This is a genomic window from Methylobacillus pratensis (genome assembly GCF_054072455.1).
Genome location: NZ_JBSUSR010000001.1, coordinates 267,778 through 287,422 on the forward strand (window position 1 = coordinate 267,778; position 19,645 = coordinate 287,422).

Annotated in this window: 18 protein-coding genes and 1 tRNA gene; 17 read left to right on the top strand and 2 right to left on the bottom strand. The window is 59.0% G+C overall.

Features of this window, described 5'->3' with window-relative positions:
• Positions 1–2: 2 nt before the first annotated feature.
• The 17 genes from ACW4YW_RS01215 (at position 3) to ACW4YW_RS01295 (ending at position 18,574) form a co-directional block, all read left to right on the top strand.
• Positions 3–2,153 (top strand): calcium-binding protein, encoded by a 2,151-nt coding sequence (locus ACW4YW_RS01215; RefSeq protein WP_457135881.1) that lies wholly within the window; start codon positions 3–5, stop codon positions 2,151–2,153.
• A 117-nt stretch (positions 2,154–2,270) separates the two neighbouring features.
• The gene (locus ACW4YW_RS01220; protein WP_457135882.1) at positions 2,271–3,941 is read left to right on the top strand and encodes a type I secretion system permease/ATPase; all 1,671 of its coding nucleotides are present in this window, start codon (positions 2,271–2,273) and stop codon (positions 3,939–3,941) included.
• The gene (locus ACW4YW_RS01225) at positions 3,938–5,644 is read left to right on the top strand and encodes a type I secretion system permease/ATPase (RefSeq protein ID WP_457135883.1); all 1,707 of its coding nucleotides are present in this window, start codon (positions 3,938–3,940) and stop codon (positions 5,642–5,644) included. Before ACW4YW_RS01220 ends, ACW4YW_RS01225 begins: the two co-directional genes overlap by 4 nt.
• Before the next feature lie 11 nt (positions 5,645–5,655).
• On the top strand, positions 5,656–7,035 hold the full coding sequence (locus tag ACW4YW_RS01230; protein ID WP_457135884.1) for an HlyD family type I secretion periplasmic adaptor subunit: 1,380 nt from the start codon (positions 5,656–5,658) through the stop codon (positions 7,033–7,035).
• Positions 7,036–7,047: 12 nt separating this feature from the next.
• Complete coding sequence (locus ACW4YW_RS01235) at positions 7,048–8,415, top strand: TolC family outer membrane protein (protein ID WP_457135885.1); 1,368 nt, start codon at positions 7,048–7,050, stop codon at positions 8,413–8,415.
• 2 nt (positions 8,416–8,417) lie between these two features.
• The gene (locus ACW4YW_RS01240; protein ID WP_457135886.1) at positions 8,418–9,383 is read left to right on the top strand and encodes a hypothetical protein; all 966 of its coding nucleotides are present in this window, start codon (positions 8,418–8,420) and stop codon (positions 9,381–9,383) included.
• A gap of 64 nt (positions 9,384–9,447) precedes the next feature.
• A complete protein-coding gene (gspG, locus tag ACW4YW_RS01245; RefSeq protein WP_457136486.1) occupies positions 9,448–9,894 on the top strand; it encodes a type II secretion system major pseudopilin GspG in 447 nt (148 codons plus the stop codon).
• Positions 9,895–9,915: 21 nt separating this feature from the next.
• Complete coding sequence (locus tag ACW4YW_RS01250; protein ID WP_457135887.1) at positions 9,916–11,103, top strand: type II secretion system F family protein; 1,188 nt, start codon at positions 9,916–9,918, stop codon at positions 11,101–11,103.
• Positions 11,100–12,815 carry a GspE/PulE family protein gene (locus tag ACW4YW_RS01255; RefSeq protein WP_457135888.1) on the top strand — a complete coding sequence of 572 codons (1,716 nt, stop codon included), beginning with the start codon at positions 11,100–11,102 and terminating at the stop codon, positions 12,813–12,815. The genes ACW4YW_RS01250 and ACW4YW_RS01255 overlap by 4 nt, the downstream gene beginning before the upstream one ends.
• Entirely contained in the window at positions 12,796–13,653 is an 858-nt protein-coding gene (locus tag ACW4YW_RS01260) for a hypothetical protein (RefSeq protein WP_457135889.1), read from the top strand. Before ACW4YW_RS01255 ends, ACW4YW_RS01260 begins: the two co-directional genes overlap by 20 nt.
• Positions 13,653–14,177, top strand: a complete 525-nt coding sequence (locus ACW4YW_RS01265; RefSeq protein ID WP_457135890.1) for a hypothetical protein — start codon at positions 13,653–13,655, stop codon at positions 14,175–14,177. Before ACW4YW_RS01260 ends, ACW4YW_RS01265 begins: the two co-directional genes overlap by 1 nt.
• On the top strand, positions 14,159–14,725 hold the full coding sequence (pilO, locus tag ACW4YW_RS01270) for a type 4a pilus biogenesis protein PilO (protein ID WP_457135891.1): 567 nt from the start codon (positions 14,159–14,161) through the stop codon (positions 14,723–14,725). Before ACW4YW_RS01265 ends, pilO begins: the two co-directional genes overlap by 19 nt.
• Positions 14,722–15,255: a hypothetical protein gene (locus ACW4YW_RS01275; RefSeq protein ID WP_457135892.1), complete on the top strand. Its 534-nt coding sequence runs from the start codon at positions 14,722–14,724 to the stop codon at positions 15,253–15,255. Before pilO ends, ACW4YW_RS01275 begins: the two co-directional genes overlap by 4 nt.
• 50 nt (positions 15,256–15,305) lie before the next feature.
• Complete coding sequence (locus ACW4YW_RS01280; RefSeq protein ID WP_457136487.1) at positions 15,306–17,207, top strand: secretin N-terminal domain-containing protein; 1,902 nt, start codon at positions 15,306–15,308, stop codon at positions 17,205–17,207.
• Complete coding sequence (locus tag ACW4YW_RS01285; protein ID WP_011479557.1) at positions 17,204–17,689, top strand: type II secretion system protein; 486 nt, start codon at positions 17,204–17,206, stop codon at positions 17,687–17,689. The genes ACW4YW_RS01280 and ACW4YW_RS01285 overlap by 4 nt, the downstream gene beginning before the upstream one ends.
• A 2-nt stretch (positions 17,690–17,691) precedes the next feature.
• The gene (locus ACW4YW_RS01290) at positions 17,692–18,093 is read left to right on the top strand and encodes a type II secretion system protein (RefSeq protein ID WP_457135893.1); all 402 of its coding nucleotides are present in this window, start codon (positions 17,692–17,694) and stop codon (positions 18,091–18,093) included.
• Positions 18,080–18,574, top strand: coding sequence for a type II secretion system protein (locus ACW4YW_RS01295; RefSeq protein WP_457135894.1), 495 nt, complete (start codon positions 18,080–18,082; stop codon positions 18,572–18,574). Before ACW4YW_RS01290 ends, ACW4YW_RS01295 begins: the two co-directional genes overlap by 14 nt.
• Before the next feature lie 84 nt (positions 18,575–18,658).
• Here the strand turns inward: ACW4YW_RS01295 and ACW4YW_RS01300 are convergent, their stop codons facing one another.
• A complete protein-coding gene (locus ACW4YW_RS01300) occupies positions 18,659–19,102 on the bottom strand; it encodes a hypothetical protein (protein ID WP_457135895.1) in 444 nt (147 codons plus the stop codon).
• A 393-nt stretch (positions 19,103–19,495) separates the two neighbouring features.
• Positions 19,496–19,585 (bottom strand) — tRNA-Ser (locus ACW4YW_RS01305).
• Positions 19,586–19,645 lie beyond the last annotated feature (60 nt).

Sequence of the window (19,645 nt, forward strand, 5' to 3'; positions counted from 1 at the left end):
AAATGGCTATCAAAATTTTCAACTCAACAGAAACTGAATATACCGGCACAGCCAATGCTGATTTAATTATTGGTAATAATTTAGGAAATTTTATAGATGGTGCAGACGGGAATGACCTAATTTTTGGTGGTAACGGTAACAATTTTATTTTTGGTGGTAACGGTAACGATATTGTTTTTTCTGGCAGAGGCGATGACATTATCGATTTAGGTGCAGGCCATGATATAGCCTTTGGTGGAGATGGCGCAGATAATATCTTTGGTGGAACCGGAAACGATACTATTTTTGGTGGGAGTGGTGATGATGTCATCTTTGGAGATGATGGAGATGACGTTCTGAGTGGTGGGGAAGGCTATGACATTATTTATGGTGGAGATAGCTCACAAGGCGATGAAAATGTAGTTGGCAATCTGTATCTTGTATCTGACAACGATATTTTGATCGGTGAAGGTGGGAATGATACCTTCAGAATTGGCAGTGAAGCTGAAAATGTTGTCATTTCCGGCGGTGTTTCTGACCTTGATAACTCTGGAAATACCGCACGATATGTAGACTTAGGAGCGGACGAGGAAACCGAGGAAATGTTCGCTATCGATACCGTCACTGGTTTGGTTGTACCCATTACAACAATAGCTCAATCTCTACAAGCAGAAACCGATGTTCGTCTCAACTTAGTCACACGCCCCGGCTCCAGTTCAATCAGCACTTATGCAAGCAGCATTGCAGGATATAACGCTGTTGATACCATTGAGTTCACACAATCAGGAGACTTCTCAGAGTCATTGGTCTTTTCTGGTATAGAGCGTATCGAACTCGCCAGTGGCGTCAATATTGTTCTTTCCGCTGAACAACTAGAGGAAAACGGTGAGTCTCTAAGCCTGGGCGAACTCAACCCCGGCACTCATATCTACGGCGTCGCTGGCGGCCCTACCGAATCCGTTACCATCAAGCTGGAATTCGAGGAGGAAGAATTCGAACCTGATGTTGAAGGAGCTGACGAGGTCGAGTACGAAGCTGCCGAGTTTGAGGTGGATGACTACTCCGTCGCCGAACTCTTCCACAACGTGGACATCATCTACGATGCCACCGAGGGCGAGGCAGGCAGCTATGTCCGTATCGACGGTGCCAATGAAACCGACGGTGCCCGCGAGATCGTGTTGGGTAGCGATGGCGTGGATTACGTCACTGCACGCCTGGGCGATGATGTCGTCTACGGCAACGGCGGTAACGACTTGCTGGTTGGTCACGGCGGTGCGGATTACCTTGACGGTGGTGAAGGCGACGACATCTTCCTGATCGGTGGCTTCGGCAGCGGTGTGCAAGGCACTACTTCCAAGGCGGACGATGGCAACCCTGAGTGGATCGCCACTGGCGAGAAGCACGACGTGATCGTCGGCGGTGAAGGTACCGATACCCTGCGCATCACCACTGGCATTGGCGCTAACACCCAGGCTGCAGGCACTATCGTGCTCAATGATGCCAATTTCCAGGAAATGGAGGTGGTGCAGGTAGGCGGCACCGTGGGTCGCTTGAACGTGGAAAACACAGCCCTGCAATTGCTGAATGACCACTACTATTTCGATGCTGGCGGTACTGTCGCCGATCTCTCCAATTCCAGGGGCAACAATGGCGGCACCATCAACAATGTCGTAGTGGATGCTTCCGGCGTGACAGCCAACGGCCTGACTTTTGAAGGAAACGGCAACACCCAGACCTTCATCGGCACACAACAGAATGATCGTTTCATCAGTAATGGTGGAAAAGACACTCTGACTGGCGAAGATGGTTCCGATATCTTTGCCTTTGGCAAGATTTGGACACAAACCGTGACCGGCGATGATGATGAGATACAAGAGTATGAAAACGTCGGTGTTGATCTTACTAATGACGACACCGACACCATCACCGACTTTGTAAGCGGCGTGGACAAGATCGAGCTTAATACTGACCAATTCGCTTCGTTGGTCGGCTTCAATGCTGGCAACTTAGTAATCGGTTCGGGCCCGCTCGATGCAGATGATTACCTGGTGTTCAACACTTCCACCAATACCCTGCAGTATTACGCAGACGGCAATGGCGGAAGCGCAGCTTTGGATATCGCAATTTTGACAGGCGTCACCTCGATCACTGCTGCAGATATCTTGGTTGCATAAATAGTAGAGGCAAGTTGGGCCGGCCTTGCACCGGCCCACCAGCTTCTTGAGTTGACTTCCAGGAATACTGTTTACGTGACTAAAAGCAACAACTCCGCCTTACTGAAGAAATCCTTGATGGATCTCATCTCTCTCTTCCGTCGAGTGATTTTCTTCGGTTTTTTTACCAACCTTCTTGTGTTGGCGCCATCGTGGTACATGCTCGAAGTCTATGATCGCGTGATTTTCAGTCGCAATCTTGGCACTTTGCTCATGCTCACCATGATGGTGGTCTTTATTTACCTGATCATGGAAAGCCTGGAATGGGTGCGCCGCGGCATGATGCTGCAAGCTGCCGGCCAGCTCGACCAATCATTGAACCATCATATTTTCAATGCCGCATTCGCCGCCAAGCTCGCCAATGCCGGCTTCCCCGCACAGCGCGTGTTTGCCGACTATCGCAGCCTGCGGGAAATACTCTACTCCCCCGCCCTGCTCGGCCTGATCGATATTCCTTTCATCGTGATCTTCGTTGTCGCGATCTTCTTCATCCATAGCAGCCTGGGATACCTGACCCTGCTCGGCCTGGCAATCCAGACCGTGGTCGCGCTGCTCAACCAGGTGCGCGTGCAGCCGGTACTGCAGGAAGCCAATCAATATGCTCTGGCGGCACAGAGTTATTTCAGCAATATCCAGCAGCATGCAGACGTGGTAAGGGCCATGGGCATGCAAGCGCCGCTTGAGGCGCGCTGGCAGGACAAGCAGCAAGCCTTTCTCAGCAAGCAGGCCATGGCCTCCGAAATTGCAGGCAGGCACGCGGCATATTCGAAATTCCTGCAAATCACCCTGACATCACTGGTGCTGGGGCTGGGCTGCTACTTGGTGGTCAGCCAGGCATTGGTCAACGGGGCCGCGATGATGATCGTCGCCTCTATCCTGGCCGCACGGGTGCTGGCCCCGTTCAGCCAGCTCATCGCCCAATGGCGCAGCCTTGCCAATGCATGGCAGGCATACGGCAGGCTAGACGAATTGCTGGAACAACACCCGGCCAAGCGGCCCGGCATGGCGCTGCCTGCGCCGACCGGACAGATCTCGGTGGAAAACCTCAGTTACGCCCTGCCGGACAACGCGCGCGAACCCTTGCTGCGCAATATCCAGTTCCGCATGCATCCGGGCGAGGCGCTGCTCATTAGCGGCCCTTCCGCCTCCGGCAAGACGACCCTCTCGAAGTTGCTGGTCGGCCTGCTGCAACCCAGCACCGGCAAGGTAAGGCTGGATGGCGTGGATGCCTTCCAGTGGGACAAGGCGGAGCTCGGGCAACACCTGGGCTACCTGCCGCAAGAAATCGCCCTGCTAGACGGCTCGGTCGCGGAAAATATCGTCCGTTTCGGCACGCCAGACCAGGAGAAGCTGGCAAGTGTGGTTGAACTGCTGCAATTGCAAGCCTGGATAGACTCTTTGCCCGACGGCCTCGATACGCGCATCGGCCATGAGGGCCACCTGCTCTCCGGCGGCCGCAGGCAGCTGGTCGGCCTGGCGCGCGCCCTGTACGGCAAGCCTGCGGTCGTGGTCTTGGATGAGCCGAATGCCAACCTGGACGAAGCCAGCGAACAATGCCTACAGCACGCGGTGCGCACGCTCAAGGCGCAGGGAACGACGTTCGTCATCATCAGCCACTTGCAAGGCATACGGCACGTTGCCGACACCATGATGGTGATGATGAAGGGCCAGATGCTGCGCTACGGCAAGCCGGATGAAGTGCTGGCTTCGTTGCAGCAAGCCGGCAACACGCCGAGGATGCAGGCATGAACAGGCCGCCTGTCTCTCTGCGCGGCTACCTGGCGTTGTTCAGACGTGAAGCCTGGGCCATTGCCGCCTTCAGCATGGTGACCAATATATTAATGCTCGCGCCCACGCTCTACCTGCTGCAACTATATGACCGGGTATTGCTGAGCCGCAGCGAGATGACGCTGCTCGCCGTCACCCTCATCACCGTATTCCTGTTCATGGTGATGGCGTTTTCAGACTGGGTGCGCTCCATGGTCGCGATCAAGGCCGGCGTGCGCTTCGACCAGCTGTTGACCTCCAGGCTGTTCTCGCTCGGACTGGCAACGCAGCCGCCTGCATCGAACGGTACGCACCAGGCCATGCAGGAGCTGACCTTCATCCGCCACTTCGTCACCAGCAACGGCTTGTTCGCTTTCTTCGACCTGCCCTGGACATTGCTGTATGTGGCGGTATTGTTCGTCCTCAGTCCGATATTGGGAACATTGGCAATTGCCTTGTGCCTGGTCCAGTTCGGACTCGCGCTCTGGAACCAGCGCAGTACATCGCTGCCTTTGGAAAAAACTGCCGAGGCCCGCCAGCAGGGGCTGCAATTCCTCGACAGCAAGCTGCGCAATATCGAGACATTGCACGTTCTCGGCATGCTGCCTTCCCTGTGGCAGCGCTGGCGCAGCATCCAGTCGCGCTGGCATGCGCTGGACGCCCAGGCAAACCAAGTGCAGAGCCGCAACCAGCAGGTCAATAAGTTTGCGCGCTACACCATGCAATCGGGCATGCTGGGCGTGGCCGCCCTGCTGGCGGTGAAAGGCGATATCTCGATCGGCGCGATGATCGCCTCCAACGTGCTGATCGCGCGCGCATTGCAGCCTTTCGACGTTATCGTCAGCACCTGGAAGCAGTTCATCCAGGCCAAGGCATCTGCCGCCAACATCAACCAATTGCTAGCCAGCACCCATGAGGATGAAGACCCTGCATACCTGACGACGCCGGACGAACCGCTCAAGGGCAGGTTGGCGCTGGTGCAGGTGGCCGTGAAAGCATCCGGCGGCAAGCCCCTGCTCCGCCCCTTGAACCTGGGCATAGAGCCGGGCGAGATTCTCGGTATTCTCGGCCCCTCGGGCTCGGGCAAGACCACGCTGGTGCGCTGCATCGCGGGCATCTGCGATAACCGCGAAGGCGAAATTCTCGTCGACGGCATTGCGCTCTCGCGTCTGCCTGCCAATGTATATGCGGCAGCTATCGGCTACCTGCCGCAGGAGGTCGCCTTGCTGGAAGGCAGCATTGCCGAGAATATTGCCCGCTTCACGCAGCCGGACCCGGAGAAGGTGATCCAGGCTGCACAAACCGCGGGCATTCATGACGCCATCCTGCGGCTGCCGCGAGGCTACGACACCCGCATCGACGCCGAGGCGCCTGTGCTCTCCGGCGGCCAACGCCAATTGCTTGGCCTAGCGAGAGCCATCTACCAGCAGCCTGCCGTCATCATCCTGGACGAACCGAACTCGCACCTGGACGACCAGGGCGAAGCCAGCCTGATCACCGCGCTGCTGCTCCTGAAAAACCAGGGCAAGACCATCGTCATCGTCTCGCACCGTACGCACATTCTGAATATTACGGACAAGCTACTGGTGCTCGACCAAGGCGCCATGGTCTGCCATGGCCCGCGCGACCAGGTGATCGCAGAACTCAACCGGGCAAGGCAAACCCCGGCAAGCAAGGTGGCATAAGGATGAACAACATGAACCTGCCTTTACAACACGGGGTGCCCGATGCGCCTGCGCACGAATCCAAGGTAATCCCCTTGCACGAGCAGGCAGCCGGGCATGCCCATGAACAGCGCACGACACGGCTGGGCTTTATCATCCTGCTGCTCGGTTTTGGCGGCTTTCTCGCCTGGGCCGCATTGGCTCCGCTGGACGAAGGCGTGCCGACCGAGGGCGTGGTGACGGTGGAAGGACGGCATAAAACCGTACAGCACCTGAACGGCGGCATCATCAGCCAGTTGATGGTGCACGAAGGCCAGGCGGTGCAGGCCGGCAACGTGCTGTTCACACTGGATGCCACCGCAAGCAAGGCGCGCTTCGACGAGGTGCGCCAGCGCTACCTGGGGCTGCTGGCGCAGGAAAGCCGCCTGCTCGCGGAAAAGCTGGGCGCGGGCAGTATTGTGTTCCATGAAGAGCTGATCAAGCAGCAAGGCGACCCTTATGTGCAACAGCTCATTCTGAACCAGTCCCAACTGCTGCGCGCGCGCCAGGAGGCCTTGCGCGCCGATGTCGAGGCAATGCGCGAATCCATCCAGGGCCAGCAGGCCCTGATCGAAGGCTACCAGGGGGTGGCCGGCAGCTATCAATCGCAGCTGGAACTGCTGACCCAGCAACTGGCCGGCATCAGGCAACTGGTGAGCGAGGGTTTCGCGCCGCGCAACCAGCAGAACGAGCTCGAGCAAAAGCTGGCCCAAACCTACGGCCTGATCGCGACCAACGACTCGAACATCCTGCGCAGCCGCAAGGCCATCCTCGAGCTGCAGCAGCGCATCACCGCACGCGAGCAAACCGAGAAGAAGGAGATCGACACCGAGATGGCGCAGGTGAAGCTCGCGGTGCAGGCCGATGCCGAGAAGTACAAGCCGCTCTGGGATGAATTGCAGCGCATCACCGTCACTGCGCCGGTCAGCGGCCAGGTCGTCGGCTTGCAGGTGCATACCGTCGGCGCAGTCATCCAGCCCGGGCAGAAAATCATGGATATCGTGCCGTTCGACGAGCCCCTGATCCTCGATGCTCGAATCCCCCCCCACCTCATCGACAAGATCCATACCGGGCAGGATGCGGACGTGCGCTTCTCCAGCTTTTCCAATACGCCGCAATTGCTGCTGGAGGGCCAGGTGAAGACGGTTTCCAGCGATTTGCTGGTAGACCCCGGCACGGGCGGCCAGGCGCCTTCCAGCTACTACCTTGCGCGTATCAACATCACGGAAGACGGCATGAAAACCCTGGGCGACCGCCGCCTGCAACCCGGCATGCCGGTACAGGTGGTGATCCGCACCGGCGAGCGCACCCTGCTCACCTACCTGATGCACCCGCTGGTGAAGCGGATTGCGGCCTCGATGAAGGAAGAGTGAGGAACCCGCAGGATGATGACCCGCCGTTACCCCATGAAATTGAATCGATTGGCGCTGGTACGCATGCTCTGCGCGCTGGCAATCTGCGCCAGCGCCCCGCTGCATGCCGCCGAAAACCTGCTCAGCCTCTATGAAAAAGCCTTGCAGTACGATGCGCAGTACAAGGCTGCCGAGGCCAACATGGCGGCGGAGCGCGAGGAGATCAACAAGAGCCGCGCCTTATTCATGCCCAGGGTGCAGTTCGGCGCCAGCGTCGGCCGCGGCGCCACGGACCGCACCACGCAAACCAGCCTGGGCGCCATCGACACCCGGCTCAACTATGACATCCAGAACTATGCGCTGAGCCTGAGGCAGCCCTTGTTCAACAAGGAAAACATCGCGACCTACCGCGGCGCGGAGGCGAACGTGCAAAGCAAGGAAGCCTTGCTGCTCAAGGAAAACGCCACGCTGATCAGCCGCCTTGCCGCCACCTATTTCGAAACTCTGTATGCGCAGGAAAAAGTGGAGGTATTGCGCAGCAATATCACCGCCACCAGCCAGCAGCTTGATCAGGCCCAGCGGCGTTACGACAACGGCGAAGGCACCGTGACCGAGATCAACGAGGCGCAAGCCAACCTGGAGCTGGCCCAGGCCGAGCTCATCACCACCGAGAATTCGCTGGCGGTGTTCAAGCAGACATTGAGCAATATGAGCGGCGTCGCCGTCACCAACATCGCCCCACTCGACATTGCCCAGCTGCCGGCCGGGGTGCCGGATTCCGACGATCTCGAATTCTGGATGCAGCAGGCGCTGGGCAACAACCCGGAAATCACCGCCGCCCGGCTCTCGGTGGAAGTCGCAAAGCAGGATGTGGAGAAAAAGCGCGCCGGGCACTTCCCCACCCTGGACCTAGTCGGCGTCCGCTCCTTTAGCGAGAACGACAGCAACAATACTCTGGGCTCGCGCTTCGACACCACCACCATTGCGTTGCAGCTCAACATGCCGCTGTTCGCTGGCGGCTTCACCAGCGCCAGCGTGCGCCAGGCGTTCAACAGGGTGGATGCGGCCGAGGAGCTGCTCAACCTGCGCACCCGCGACATCGAGGCCAATACGAAAAAATACCTCAACAGCATACGCAGCGGGCTGCTGGCGCTCTCCGCCTACCGCCAGGCGGTGAAATCGAGCGAGATCGCCCTCGAAGGCACGCAGAAAGGCTTTGCTGCAGGAACACGCACCAACATCGAGGTCCTGAACGCGCAGCAAAAGCTGTTCCGCAGCCGACTTGAACTCAGCCGCGTGCAGTACGTGCTGGTCAACGACATCATCAATCTCAAGCAAGCCGCCGGGATGCTCAACGAGGCCCAGCTGCATGCATTGAACCAGTATTTTGCGGCGAATTGACCATGATGCCCGCCATGCTCATGCACCCCATCCCCCGCAATCCCGGCACATGCTTTAAGTGCTGCTGGGCAACCGGCCTGCTCATGTTCTTGTCCACTGCGCATGCCACGGGCTTCGAGCCGCTGCCAATCAGCGGCGTGCTGCTGGAGCACGGCAGCAGCGCCTATATTCTCTGCAATGCAACCGGCAAGTTCGACCCCGAAGGCCGCCATATGGCCCCGCGCAAACCCACGGTCGAGCATAGCAATGCCTGCGCTATATTTCCCGAAAACGAAATCGCCGCCCCCCTGCCCGGTTTCAAGCTGTTCAAGCACGCTAACCGCCAAGTCGTGATGAACAATACGCTGACGGGACAAACGGATAAGAAAATCGCCAATGTGATGGATGTGGTCTGGCGCAACCCGGCCGTCGGCGAATGCATTTACGGCACCAGGGTTTTGGCATTGTCCAGTGCGGATGCGGATTACAACGCGCAATTGCACGGCAAGCAGTTCTTCCGCATCACGGATATCGCGAGAGGCGGCTTTGCGGGCCAGGACATCGAGGTCGCCTATGCGATGTACGCCACGGGGGCGGAGCCGGTCTACCGCATCGACCGCAGCTTTACCGCCGTGCAGTACTACAAGCGCCCCGGCTACGAGCGCCAGCCGCTGACCGAGCCTGCCTTCCGCGAAGCCATCAACGGCGTGGAAACGACCGAGCGCGCCGTTCCTTCCTTCAGCCAGCAAACCGCTTCCCTGAACGACGACTGGGTCAATTTCACGACATTGGTCGGCCTGCCCAAGCGCCCGGCCTCCCCCATGCTGTACGTGAAAGCGCTTTGCAACAACGAAACGCCAGCCGAACAGCCGCAGGCGATCCGCCTGCGCCAGGCCATCGCCCCCTTCGTCGAACTCAGCGTGCCTGGATTCGTACCTAATGGCTTGTTATCCAAGCCCGCAACCAACAGCACCACACCGCAACCTTGAGGATACCGCCATGCCGTTTTCCCGCATTCGCCCATTGAATACTGATATGACAGGCAACACTGACATGACCGGCAATCCTTGCGTTCAGCCCTTGCCTGCCAAGCAGACAAACCTCGGCTTTACGCTGCTGGAGCTGCTGGTCGTGATGGTGATCATCGGTCTGCTGGCAGGTTACGTCGGCCCCAAGTATTTTGCCCAGATCGGCAAATCGGAAGCCAAGACTGCCAAGGCGCAAATCGAGGCGCTGGGCAAGGCGCTGGACCAATACCGGCTCGACACCGGCCGCTATCCCAGCACGGAACAAGGCCTGGCGGCGCTCAACGCGCAGCCGTCGGACGAGTCCCGCTGGCATGGCCCTTACCTGCAAAAAGCCCTTCCGCAGGACCCATGGGGCAAACCTTACCAATACCGCTCTCCCGGCGAGCATGGGGATTACGATTTATGGTCGTTCGGCAAGGATGGCCAACTGGGCGGCAGCGAGGAATCTGCCGATATCGTGAGCTGGCAGTAGCGCTGACGGATACCATCGCGCATGAAATTCGAGCTTAAAGTCGCACGCGGCGCAGAAGTGCAGTCGCTGACCCTGGAGGCCAGTGATGGTTTGCAGGCGCGGCTGCAGGCGGAAGCGCAGGGCTACAGCGTATTGGGCTTGAAGCACCTGGAAAGCGCAGGCATAGGCGCTCGATTGCGCAAGCCCAGGTTCAACCTCATGCTGTTCAGCCAGGAACTGCTGTCCCTGCTGGACTCCGGCCTGAGCCTGGTCGAGGCCATCGAGGCCCTGGCGGAGAAGGAAGGCCATGCCGAGTCGCGCACATTGCTCAAGCAATTGCTGGCTTTGCTCTATGAAGGCTTGCCGCTGTCGGGCGCGCTGGAGAAGTTCCCCAATACATTCCCCCCGCTCTATGTGGCGCTGATCCGCAGCAGCGAACGCACCGGCGACATGGTGCAGGCGCTGAACCGCCATGTGACCTACCAGGGCCAGCTGGATGCGGTCAAGAAGAAGATCACCACGGCCTCCATCTACCCGGTATTGCTGATCGTCGTCGGTGGCTTGGTGATGCTGTTCCTGCTCGGCTACGTCGTGCCGCGCTTCAGCGCCATTTATGAAAGCGCCGGGGACAACCTGCCCTGGATGTCGCAATTATTGCTCTCCTGGGGCCGCCTGCTGCACGAGCATGGAAAAGTCGCCTTGCTGGCCTCCGTCATTGTCTTTAGCGTGCTGGGTGTGGCCTTGAGCCGCCCCGTGGTCCGCAACACCCTGTTGCAGCAACTATGGAAAATCCCCGCGCTGGGCGAAACCATGCGCATCTACCAGCTGGCGCGCTTTTACCGCACGCTGGGCATGCTATTGCAAGGCGGCATCCCGCTCGTGACCGGCATGCAGATGGTCGCTTCCCTGCTGCAGCCCAGCCTGAAGCACCAGTTGCAACTGGCAGAGCATGACATCCGCGAAGGCAAGCCGCTGTCGAGCGCGATGGAGGAGCACGGCATGACCACCTCGATCGCGCTGCGCATGCTGCGCGTGGGCGAGCGCACCGGGCGGATGGGCGAGATGATGGAGCGCATCGGCAGTTTCTACGACGAGGAAATCGCCCGCGCCGTGGACTGGTTCACGCGCTTGCTGGAGCCGCTGCTGATGGTGGTGATCGGCCTGATCATCGGTGTCGTGGTGGTGCTCATGTACATGCCGATTTTCGACCTGGCCGGGAGCATACAATGAACCAGCCACTGGACCACCCCTCCCTGCTCCAGGCCGGTTCCGGCCTTGCCCGGATCGACCTGGAGAAAGTGCAGCAGGCGCGCGCACTGGCGCAACAAGGCAAGCAGCCGCTGCTGGACGTGCTGGAAGAGATTTCCGGACTCGATGCCGGCACCTTCATGCATGCGCTCGGCAGGCTCATGCGCTACCCCGTGCTCGGCATCCTGCAAATGTACGAGTGGCAGCCGGATTTCCAGCTGCTGCCTTTTGCAGAGGCCGGCAGGCAGGAATGCCTCGCCTTGCGCGACGAGGCCGGCAAGCTGCACATGGTGCATGCCAACCCTTTCGATGCGCAGCTATACAGCCGCATGAATCAACTGCTGCCCGAGCCTGCGCAATGGAGCATCGCCCATCGCAAGGATATTGCCGCCTTCCTTTCCCGTTTCGAGGAAAGCATGCGCGCCATGGATGGCCTGCTGCCGGAACAGGTCGAGAGCGAGAGCGGCAACAGCGCCATCGAGGACATTTCCTTGCGCTCGATCGCGGAAGACACCTCGCCCGTGGTGAAGCTGGTGCGCTCCACCCTGTATGACGCGCTCAAGGCAGGCGCCAGCGATATCCATATGGAGACCGACGCGCACGGCCTGACCATCAAGTACCGCATCGACGGCGTGCTGAGCAGCGTGGGCAGCATCCACGGCGTGATGCAGGCGGAACAAGCCATTTCGCGTATCAAGGTGATGTCCGAGCTCGACATCGCCGAGCGCCGTATCCCGCAGGACGGCCGCTTCAAGGTCATGGCGCTGGGGCGCGAAGTCGACCTGCGCGTTTCCATCATGCCCAGCGTGTTCGGAGAAGACGCGGTGCTGCGCATCCTCGACCGCAAGGCGCTTTCAGATCAGGCGCAGGGACTGAGCCTCGACGTGCTGGGCTTCGAGCCGGACATCATGGCGCGCTTCCGCCTGCTGGCCGAGGAGCCCTACGGCATGCTGCTGGTGACCGGGCCAACCGGTAGTGGCAAGACCACCACGCTGTATGGCGCGATCTCCGAGATCAACCACGGCCAGGACAAGATCATCACCATCGAGGACCCGGTGGAATACCAATTGCCCGGCGTGCTGCAGATCCCAGTCAACGAAAAGAAGGGCCTGACCTTCGCGCGCGGCCTGCGCTCCATCCTGCGCCACGACCCGGACAAGATCATGGTGGGCGAAATCCGCGATGCGGAAACCGCTCAGATCGCGGTGCAATCCGCGCTGACAGGCCACCTGGTCCTGACCACAGTGCACGCCAACAACGTATTCGACGTCATCGGCCGCTTCACCAACATGAACGTGGACCCGTACAGCTTCGTCTCGGCGATCAACGGCATCATGGCGCAACGGCTGGTGCGCACGATCTGCCCGCATTGCGCCATAGACGACACGCCCGACCCCGCTTTGATCGCCAAGTCCGGCATTGCGCCGGAGTCGATCGGCGAATACCGCTTCCGCGCCGGCCAGGGTTGCGGGCAATGCCATGGCACCGGCTACAAGGGGCGCAAGGCCGTGGCGGAACTGCTGGTGTTCAACGACGTCATCCGCGAGCTCATCATCACGCGGGAGCCGGTACGCAAGGTCAAGGAAGCCGCGCGCGCAAACGGTACCCGCACCATGCGAGAAGCCGCGCTCGACATGGTCAAGCGCGGCGAAACCACCCTACAGGAGATCAACCGTGTTACCTCGCTCGTTTAGCTGGCCTTCCGCCTCGTGGGCCTTTCCATGGCGGGACGAACTGCGCGTCCTGATCCAGCCGCGCACGCTCACCATGCTCAGGATCAAGCGCGGCATGAAGGCCAGGGTCGTGGCAAAGGAAGATATTGCATTGCGCTCAACCAGCGAGTCGTTCCAGAACCGGGAGTTCTGGCAGCCGGCGGTTTCCAGCCTGCACCAGCAGTTGCAAAACCGCCAATGGCGAGGCTGCCAGCCCAGGGTGGTGGTCTCCAACTATTTCGCGCACTATGCCATCGTGCCGTGGAACGCCAGCCTGCATACCCGCAAGGAGCAAAGCGCGTTCGTCAGGCATTACTTCACGCAGGTCTACGGCGAGTTTTCACGTGCATGGGACATCCGCACCACGCCGGTGGCCTACGGCCACCCGACCTTTGCCAGCGCCATTGACGAGAAGCTGCTGCAAGCCCTGCGCGAGGAGTTCAATCAAGCGCGAATGCCGGTGCAGCACATCCACCCCCACCTGATGATCGCTACCGACGTCATCCGGCGCAAGCTGGCGCGCACGCCTTTACCCGACGCCTTGAACCTGGTCATGTTGGAAAACGACCGCATCACCATCGCCCTGGTGCAGCACGGGCAGTGGCTGAGCCTGCAGAGCTATGCCGCGGAGAGCGATATCGAAAACCAGTTGCAGGCATTGCTGGACCGCGAATCCATCATCGCAGGCGTGGACAACAGCGAATGGCCTGTCGTGTTCTACGCCGCGGACGGCCGGCCAGCGCTCCAGCTTCCCGGGCGCAAGGTGCACAACATCCTGTCCTCCTCGCAAGACCAACACGGCATGGAGGCATGGCAGTAATGCTACCCGTCATCTCCATCAACCACGCCCCCCTGCTGCAAGACCGGCCTGTGAAGGGAATCGTGACGCTCCTGCTGGCGGCGGCCTGCGGCATCGCGCTGTTGAGCTGGATGCAGCAATTGAATTCGGAGCGCCAACGGCTGAACGCAGACCTGCAGCAGATGCAGGCCCCGGTCAGCGCTCCCAGGCTCAACCCCAAGGAAGACCAAGCCAAGCAGCAAGAGATCGCGGCAGTGCAAGCCGCCATGCACGAACTCGCCTTGCCGTGGCAGAAACTGTTCCTGGCGCTGGAAAGCATCAAGGTCGCGGACATCAAACTCGCCAGCATCGAGCCCAATGCCAGGCTGCACAAGCTGAGGATTACGGCCAACACCAATGAAGTGGTCAATATGTTCAAATACGTGCGAGGGCTCTCCGAGCAGTCCGTATTCAACGACGTGCTGCTGATGTCGCATGAGTTTCATCATGACCAGCCCATGCCGGTGCGTTTCGTCGTGGAGGCCGTATGGATACAGCAGCCATGAGTGTCGGCAAGCTGCATAAACTGCGCTACCGCCTCGGCCAGCTCGACGGGCTCAGCAAGCTGGGGCTGGGTTTGCTGGCAGCCTGCCTGCTCGTTGCCCTCGCCTATGCCTGGCCGCATGCCAGGGCATTGCAGCAGCTCAAGCTCGATGTCGCCGCCATGCACCGCGCCATGCCACAGCATCAGGGCCAGTGGATAGACCGTTCGCCGCAGGCCTCGCTCAATGCCTTCTACCAGTTCCTGCCGCGCGAAAGCGAAGCCACCACCCTGCTGAACCAGGTGCTGGATATTGCAGAGCAGCACGGCCTGGTGCCGGAAAAGGTCGACTACACCCTGAGCCGGCAATCATCGGCAGCGTTCTCCAAGTACCAGCTCAGCTTGCCGCTACAGGGACAATACCTCGACATCCGCCGCTTCATTGCCGACGTCATGAACACCCTGCCATCGGCCGCGCTGAACGATATCTCACTCAAGCGCGAAGACATGCTGAGCGACCATGTCGAAGCCAGGCTCAAGCTCACGCTCTACCTGCGCAAGGACGGGCAATGAAGCATACGCCGAGACAGTGGCTGGTGTGGGCAGCATTGACCATGACGGTAGCTGCCACGGTATGGACCGCCTTGAACGACGAGCAGGCCGACGAGGTGCAAGTCGCGGCGTCGCGCCCGCAGGGTTCGCGTACCGACGTGAAAAGCCTGCCAAAATCCAGGACGTCTGGAGAGTCCCGGTCAGCAGGTGCGAACTCACTGGACGTGGCCCGGCTGCAACGCGCGCCCTGGCAGGACAGCGAGCACAATTTATTCGGCGGCGGGCAACTCGTCGCCCAGGCCGAAACCATACAACAACCCATCGTACAGCAGGCCATGGAAATTCCTCCGCTCCCCTTCACCTATGCGGGCAAGCTGGAGGACCACGGCCAATTTACCGTCTTTCTCTCCCTCGGAGAAAAAAATGTCAGCGTCAAGACCGGCGATATCGTCGGCGACTGGAAGGTCAAGGAAATCACCCCTTCCCGCATGATCCTAAGCTATCAGCCATTGCGTGCTGATGTGCCATTGATGATTGGAGAAAGCAATTGAACACCACATCGCACGCAAGCCTGAAATTCAGCGCGGTATTTATCGCGATCATGCTCGCCGCCTGCTCCGGCACGGAAATGCGGCAGAACCAGACCAACCTGGAGTTCCAGCAAGCCAGGGACATGATCAACGCCGGCCAGGTCGAAGCCGGGATAGAACGGCTCAAGAGCCTGGTGCGCACCTTCCCCGACAATCCGGAATACCGCAACTACCTCAAGCAGCAGCAGGACATCCAGCTTGCCATCCTCCTGAAGGAGGCAGACCAGCTCAAGCAGCAAAAGCGCTGGGGCGAGGCCGACATCGCCTACCGGCGCGTGCTCGAGCTCGACAGCCAAAACCAGCGTGCGCAAAACGGTATCCAGCAGATGCGCATCGCCACCACGCACGACGCCATGATGCAGCGCGCCGACGAACTGCTCGCCAAGCAGGACTGGGAAGGCGCGCAGAACCTGGCACGCACCGTGCTGGCGGAAGACTCCAGCAACCGCAGCGCGCGCGCCCTGTTCGAGCAGATCGAGCAGAAACGCATGGATAAGGTGGTGAACCCGCCCCACATCCGCTCCTCCTTCAAGCGTCCAATTTCATTGGAATTCAAGGATGTCACCATCAAGTCGGTGTTCGAGTTCATCTCACAGGCCGCCGCGATCAACTTCACCTACGACCAGGAACTGCGCAGCGACCAGCGCACCAGCGTATTCCTGCGCAATACGCCGATCGAGGAAGCCATCGACGTCATCCTCGCGAGCAACCAGCTCGGCAAGAAAGTGCTCAATGACAACACCTTGCTGATCTATCCCTTGAGCCGCAGCCAGGAATACCAGGAAACCTTCGTGCGCAGCTTCTACCTGAGCAACACCGATGCCAAGAAGCTCATGGCCATGATCAAGACCGTGGTGAAGACCAAGGACATCTATATCGACGAGAAGCTCAACACCCTGGTGATGCGGGATACGCCGGAAGCGATCCGCACCGCGGAAAAACTCATCATGTCGCAAGACATGGCCGAGCCGGAAGTCATGCTCGAGGTCGAGGTGCTGGAAATCAACCGCCGCAGCCTGGAGAACATCGGTATCCGCTATCCTACTTCTGTCTCTCTCGGCGTTGAGGGACGAGATACCGGAAGTACCACAAGAGCACCAGGCAAACTTACCATCAACGAGCTCAAGAACTTCAATTCCAACCTCGGCGTCTTCAGCATCAGCGACCCGGTGCTGGCACTGAACCTGCTGCAGCAGGACACCGACACCAACCTGCTGGCCAACCCGCATATCCGCGTCAAGAACCGTGAAAAAGCCAAGATACACGTCGGCGACCGCATCCCGGTGCTCACCAGCGTCGCCAACTCCACCGGCTTCGTATCGCAGACGGTGAACTACATCGAGGTAGGGGTCAAACTCGACGTCGAGCCCACCATCCTGCTGCGCGATGAAGTATCGATCAAGATTGGCCTGGAAGTCAGCAACCAGACTGACCGCATGACTACAAATTCGGGCACTGTTACCTATACCATAGGCACCCGCAACGCCAGCACCATCCTGCGACTGAAGGATGGAGAAACACAAATCCTTGCGGGCCTGATGCGCAACGACGAACAGAAGATCACAAATGGCGTACCGGGACTTTCCAAGCTGCCGCTGGTCGGCAAACTGTTCAACAACAATAACAACGACCTGAGCAAGAAAGAGATCGCCCTCTTCATCACACCTCGCATCATCAGCAACCTCACCCCGGAAAATGCCATCTACACAACCTTCCCGGCCGGGATAGACCGCAGCGCATCTAGGCCGGGCCGGGCCGCGGAGCCAGGCGCCGTCACCGCGCAAGCCGCACCTGCTGCACCGGTCAAGACCCCGCAGGAAATCCAGGCCGAACGCGCCGAGTCGGACCGCTCCTTTGCCGGATCGGTCATGCGCCCGGTGGAAGACATTGCGAGCCCGGATGAGCAACAATGAAGCAGTGCTCGAAACCATCTTACGGCTTTACATTGATCGAGCTCATGGTGGCGCTGGTGCTGCTGGCGCTGATCCTCAGCTCGGCCGCGCCCGTGATGCAGGTGACAGCCAAGCGCGCCAAGGAACAAGAACTCAAGCGCCACCTCTGGCAATTGCGCGATGCAATCGACGCTTACAAGAAAGCCGTAGATGACGGGCTCATCAAGAAAACCCCAGGGCAATCCGGGTATCCCCCCAGCCTGCAAATCCTGGTGCAGGGCGTGGAAAACCCGCGCGATCCCAAGAAGCGGAAAATCCACTTCCTACGCAGCATTCCGCGCGACCCGTTCGCCTCCGACCCCGAGCTGCCGAATGAAGCCACCTGGGGCAAGCGCAGCTATGCCAGCTCGTTCGAGGAGCCTGCCGAGGGCGAGGACGTCTACGACGTCTATTCCCTATCCGGCGATACCGGGCTCAACCAGCAGCCGTACCGGGAATGGTAAGCATGCGGCCAATTTCAGGACAAAAACCAGCAAGGATATTGGGATTCACCCTAATCGAGGTGCTGGTGGTGCTCGCCATCATCGCCACGCTGCTGAGCCTGGTCACGCCGCGCTATTTCTCCAGCATAGACCGCGCCCGCGAAAACTCGCTCAAGCATGACCTCATCGTCATGCGCGATGCCATCGACAAGTTCTACAGCGATACCGGGCGTTATCCCGACACCCTGTATGACCTGGTGGAACGCAAGTACCTGCGCGCGATCCCGGAAGACCCCATTACCGAAAGTACCGAGACCTGGATGCTGGTGCCGCCTGAGGATGCCAATATCCCAGGCGAAATCTATGACATCCGCAGCGGCTCGGAGGCCATGGCCGCGGACGGGAGCTACTATGCCGAATGGTAGGCGACAGCAAGGCATGGCGCTGATGGGCGCGCTGCTTGTGATCATCCTCATGGGATTAGCCCTGGCTGAAGCGGGAAACCGCTGGAGCGACATGCAGCGGCGCGAGCGCGAGCAGGAGCTGATGAAGGTAGGCGACACCATCCGCAAAGCCATCGGGTCCTATTACAACCAGTCTCCCGGCATGGTGAAACAGTTTCCGCCTACACTGGACTCGCTATTGAAGGACAACCGCTTCCCCACCCCGCAACGCCATTTGCGCAAACTCTATATCGACCCCGTCACGCAAAGAGAAGGCTGGGGCCTGCTTTATGCGCCCAGCGGCGGCATCATGGGCGTATATAGCCTCTCGGGCGAACGCCCTTTCAAAACCCGGAACTTCCCGCCGCCCTATCAGGAGTTTGAAAAGAAAAAAGCTTATATAGACTGGATATTTGCCTACATGCCTGAGACAGACAACAGCTCATCCCCAGCGCTTGAGTAAATAACAAACATGAAAAACCCGTCTCGATCTTTATCAAGACGGGTTATTTAATTCAATAAACAACATTCAACCGCTCTTAGGGTCCTACCCTTCCACCATTTCCTTGCCCATACGGGTCTGCCCCATTATCGAAAGTAGAGCCAGGACTGGAGGGGGCCCCTGTTGGTGCGCCGGGAGGAGTGCCTGGCGGCGTTGCTGGCCTGCCTGGCGACCCTGTATTGGTCGGATCCCCTGGCGATCCTTGAACGCCTGTACCTGTTGTACCTGTTGTACCTGTTGTACCTGTTGTACCTGTTGTACCTGTTGTACCTGTTGTACCTGTTGTACCTGTTGTACCTGTTGTACCTGTTGTACCTGTTGTACCGCCGGGTGAAGTGCTTGGAGAAGTACTAGGCGAGGTTCCTGCCGCACCTGTTCCTGCCGCACCTGTTCCTGCCGCACCTGTTCCTGCCGCACCTGTTCCTGCTGCGCCTGTTCCTGCCGCACCTGTTCCTGCTGCGCCTGTTCCTGCTGCGCCTGCAATGACAATATTATCTTGCGCCATATCAGCTGCTACCGGATATGCAACCGTTAAAGCCAATAACACTAAAAGGTTCGCTTTCATCGTTCAGTCCTCCTTGGCAAGGAATAGAAATAGAAAGAATTTTTCCGTTGAGAGATTGGAAATAATGCGCCACCAACATGCTGAAGCGATACTCGCTTAAGTTTCATGCTGTAGGAATGGTGCTTGAAACCAGGAGATAAAATAAGCCAGGGATAACTGAAACAACTGTAGGAATTTCATTCAGGCGCAAGGTGACCATCTTTACTGACTTAGTAAAAGGACTGCATGACATTGAGCACCTTGGAAGATTGCCGCCCAGGCTTGAATTGATAGCCTATAAATGCAAAAACCCCGATATATCGGGGCCTTAAGTAATCTGGCGGAGAGGGAGGGATTCGAACCCTCGACAGAGTTGCCCCTGTGCCACCTTTCCAGGGTGGTGACTTAAACCACTCATCCACCTCTCCGCAAAACGAGGCCGGATTATATATTAAATCTCCGGTGCTGACCAAGCGTTTTGCCTAAGA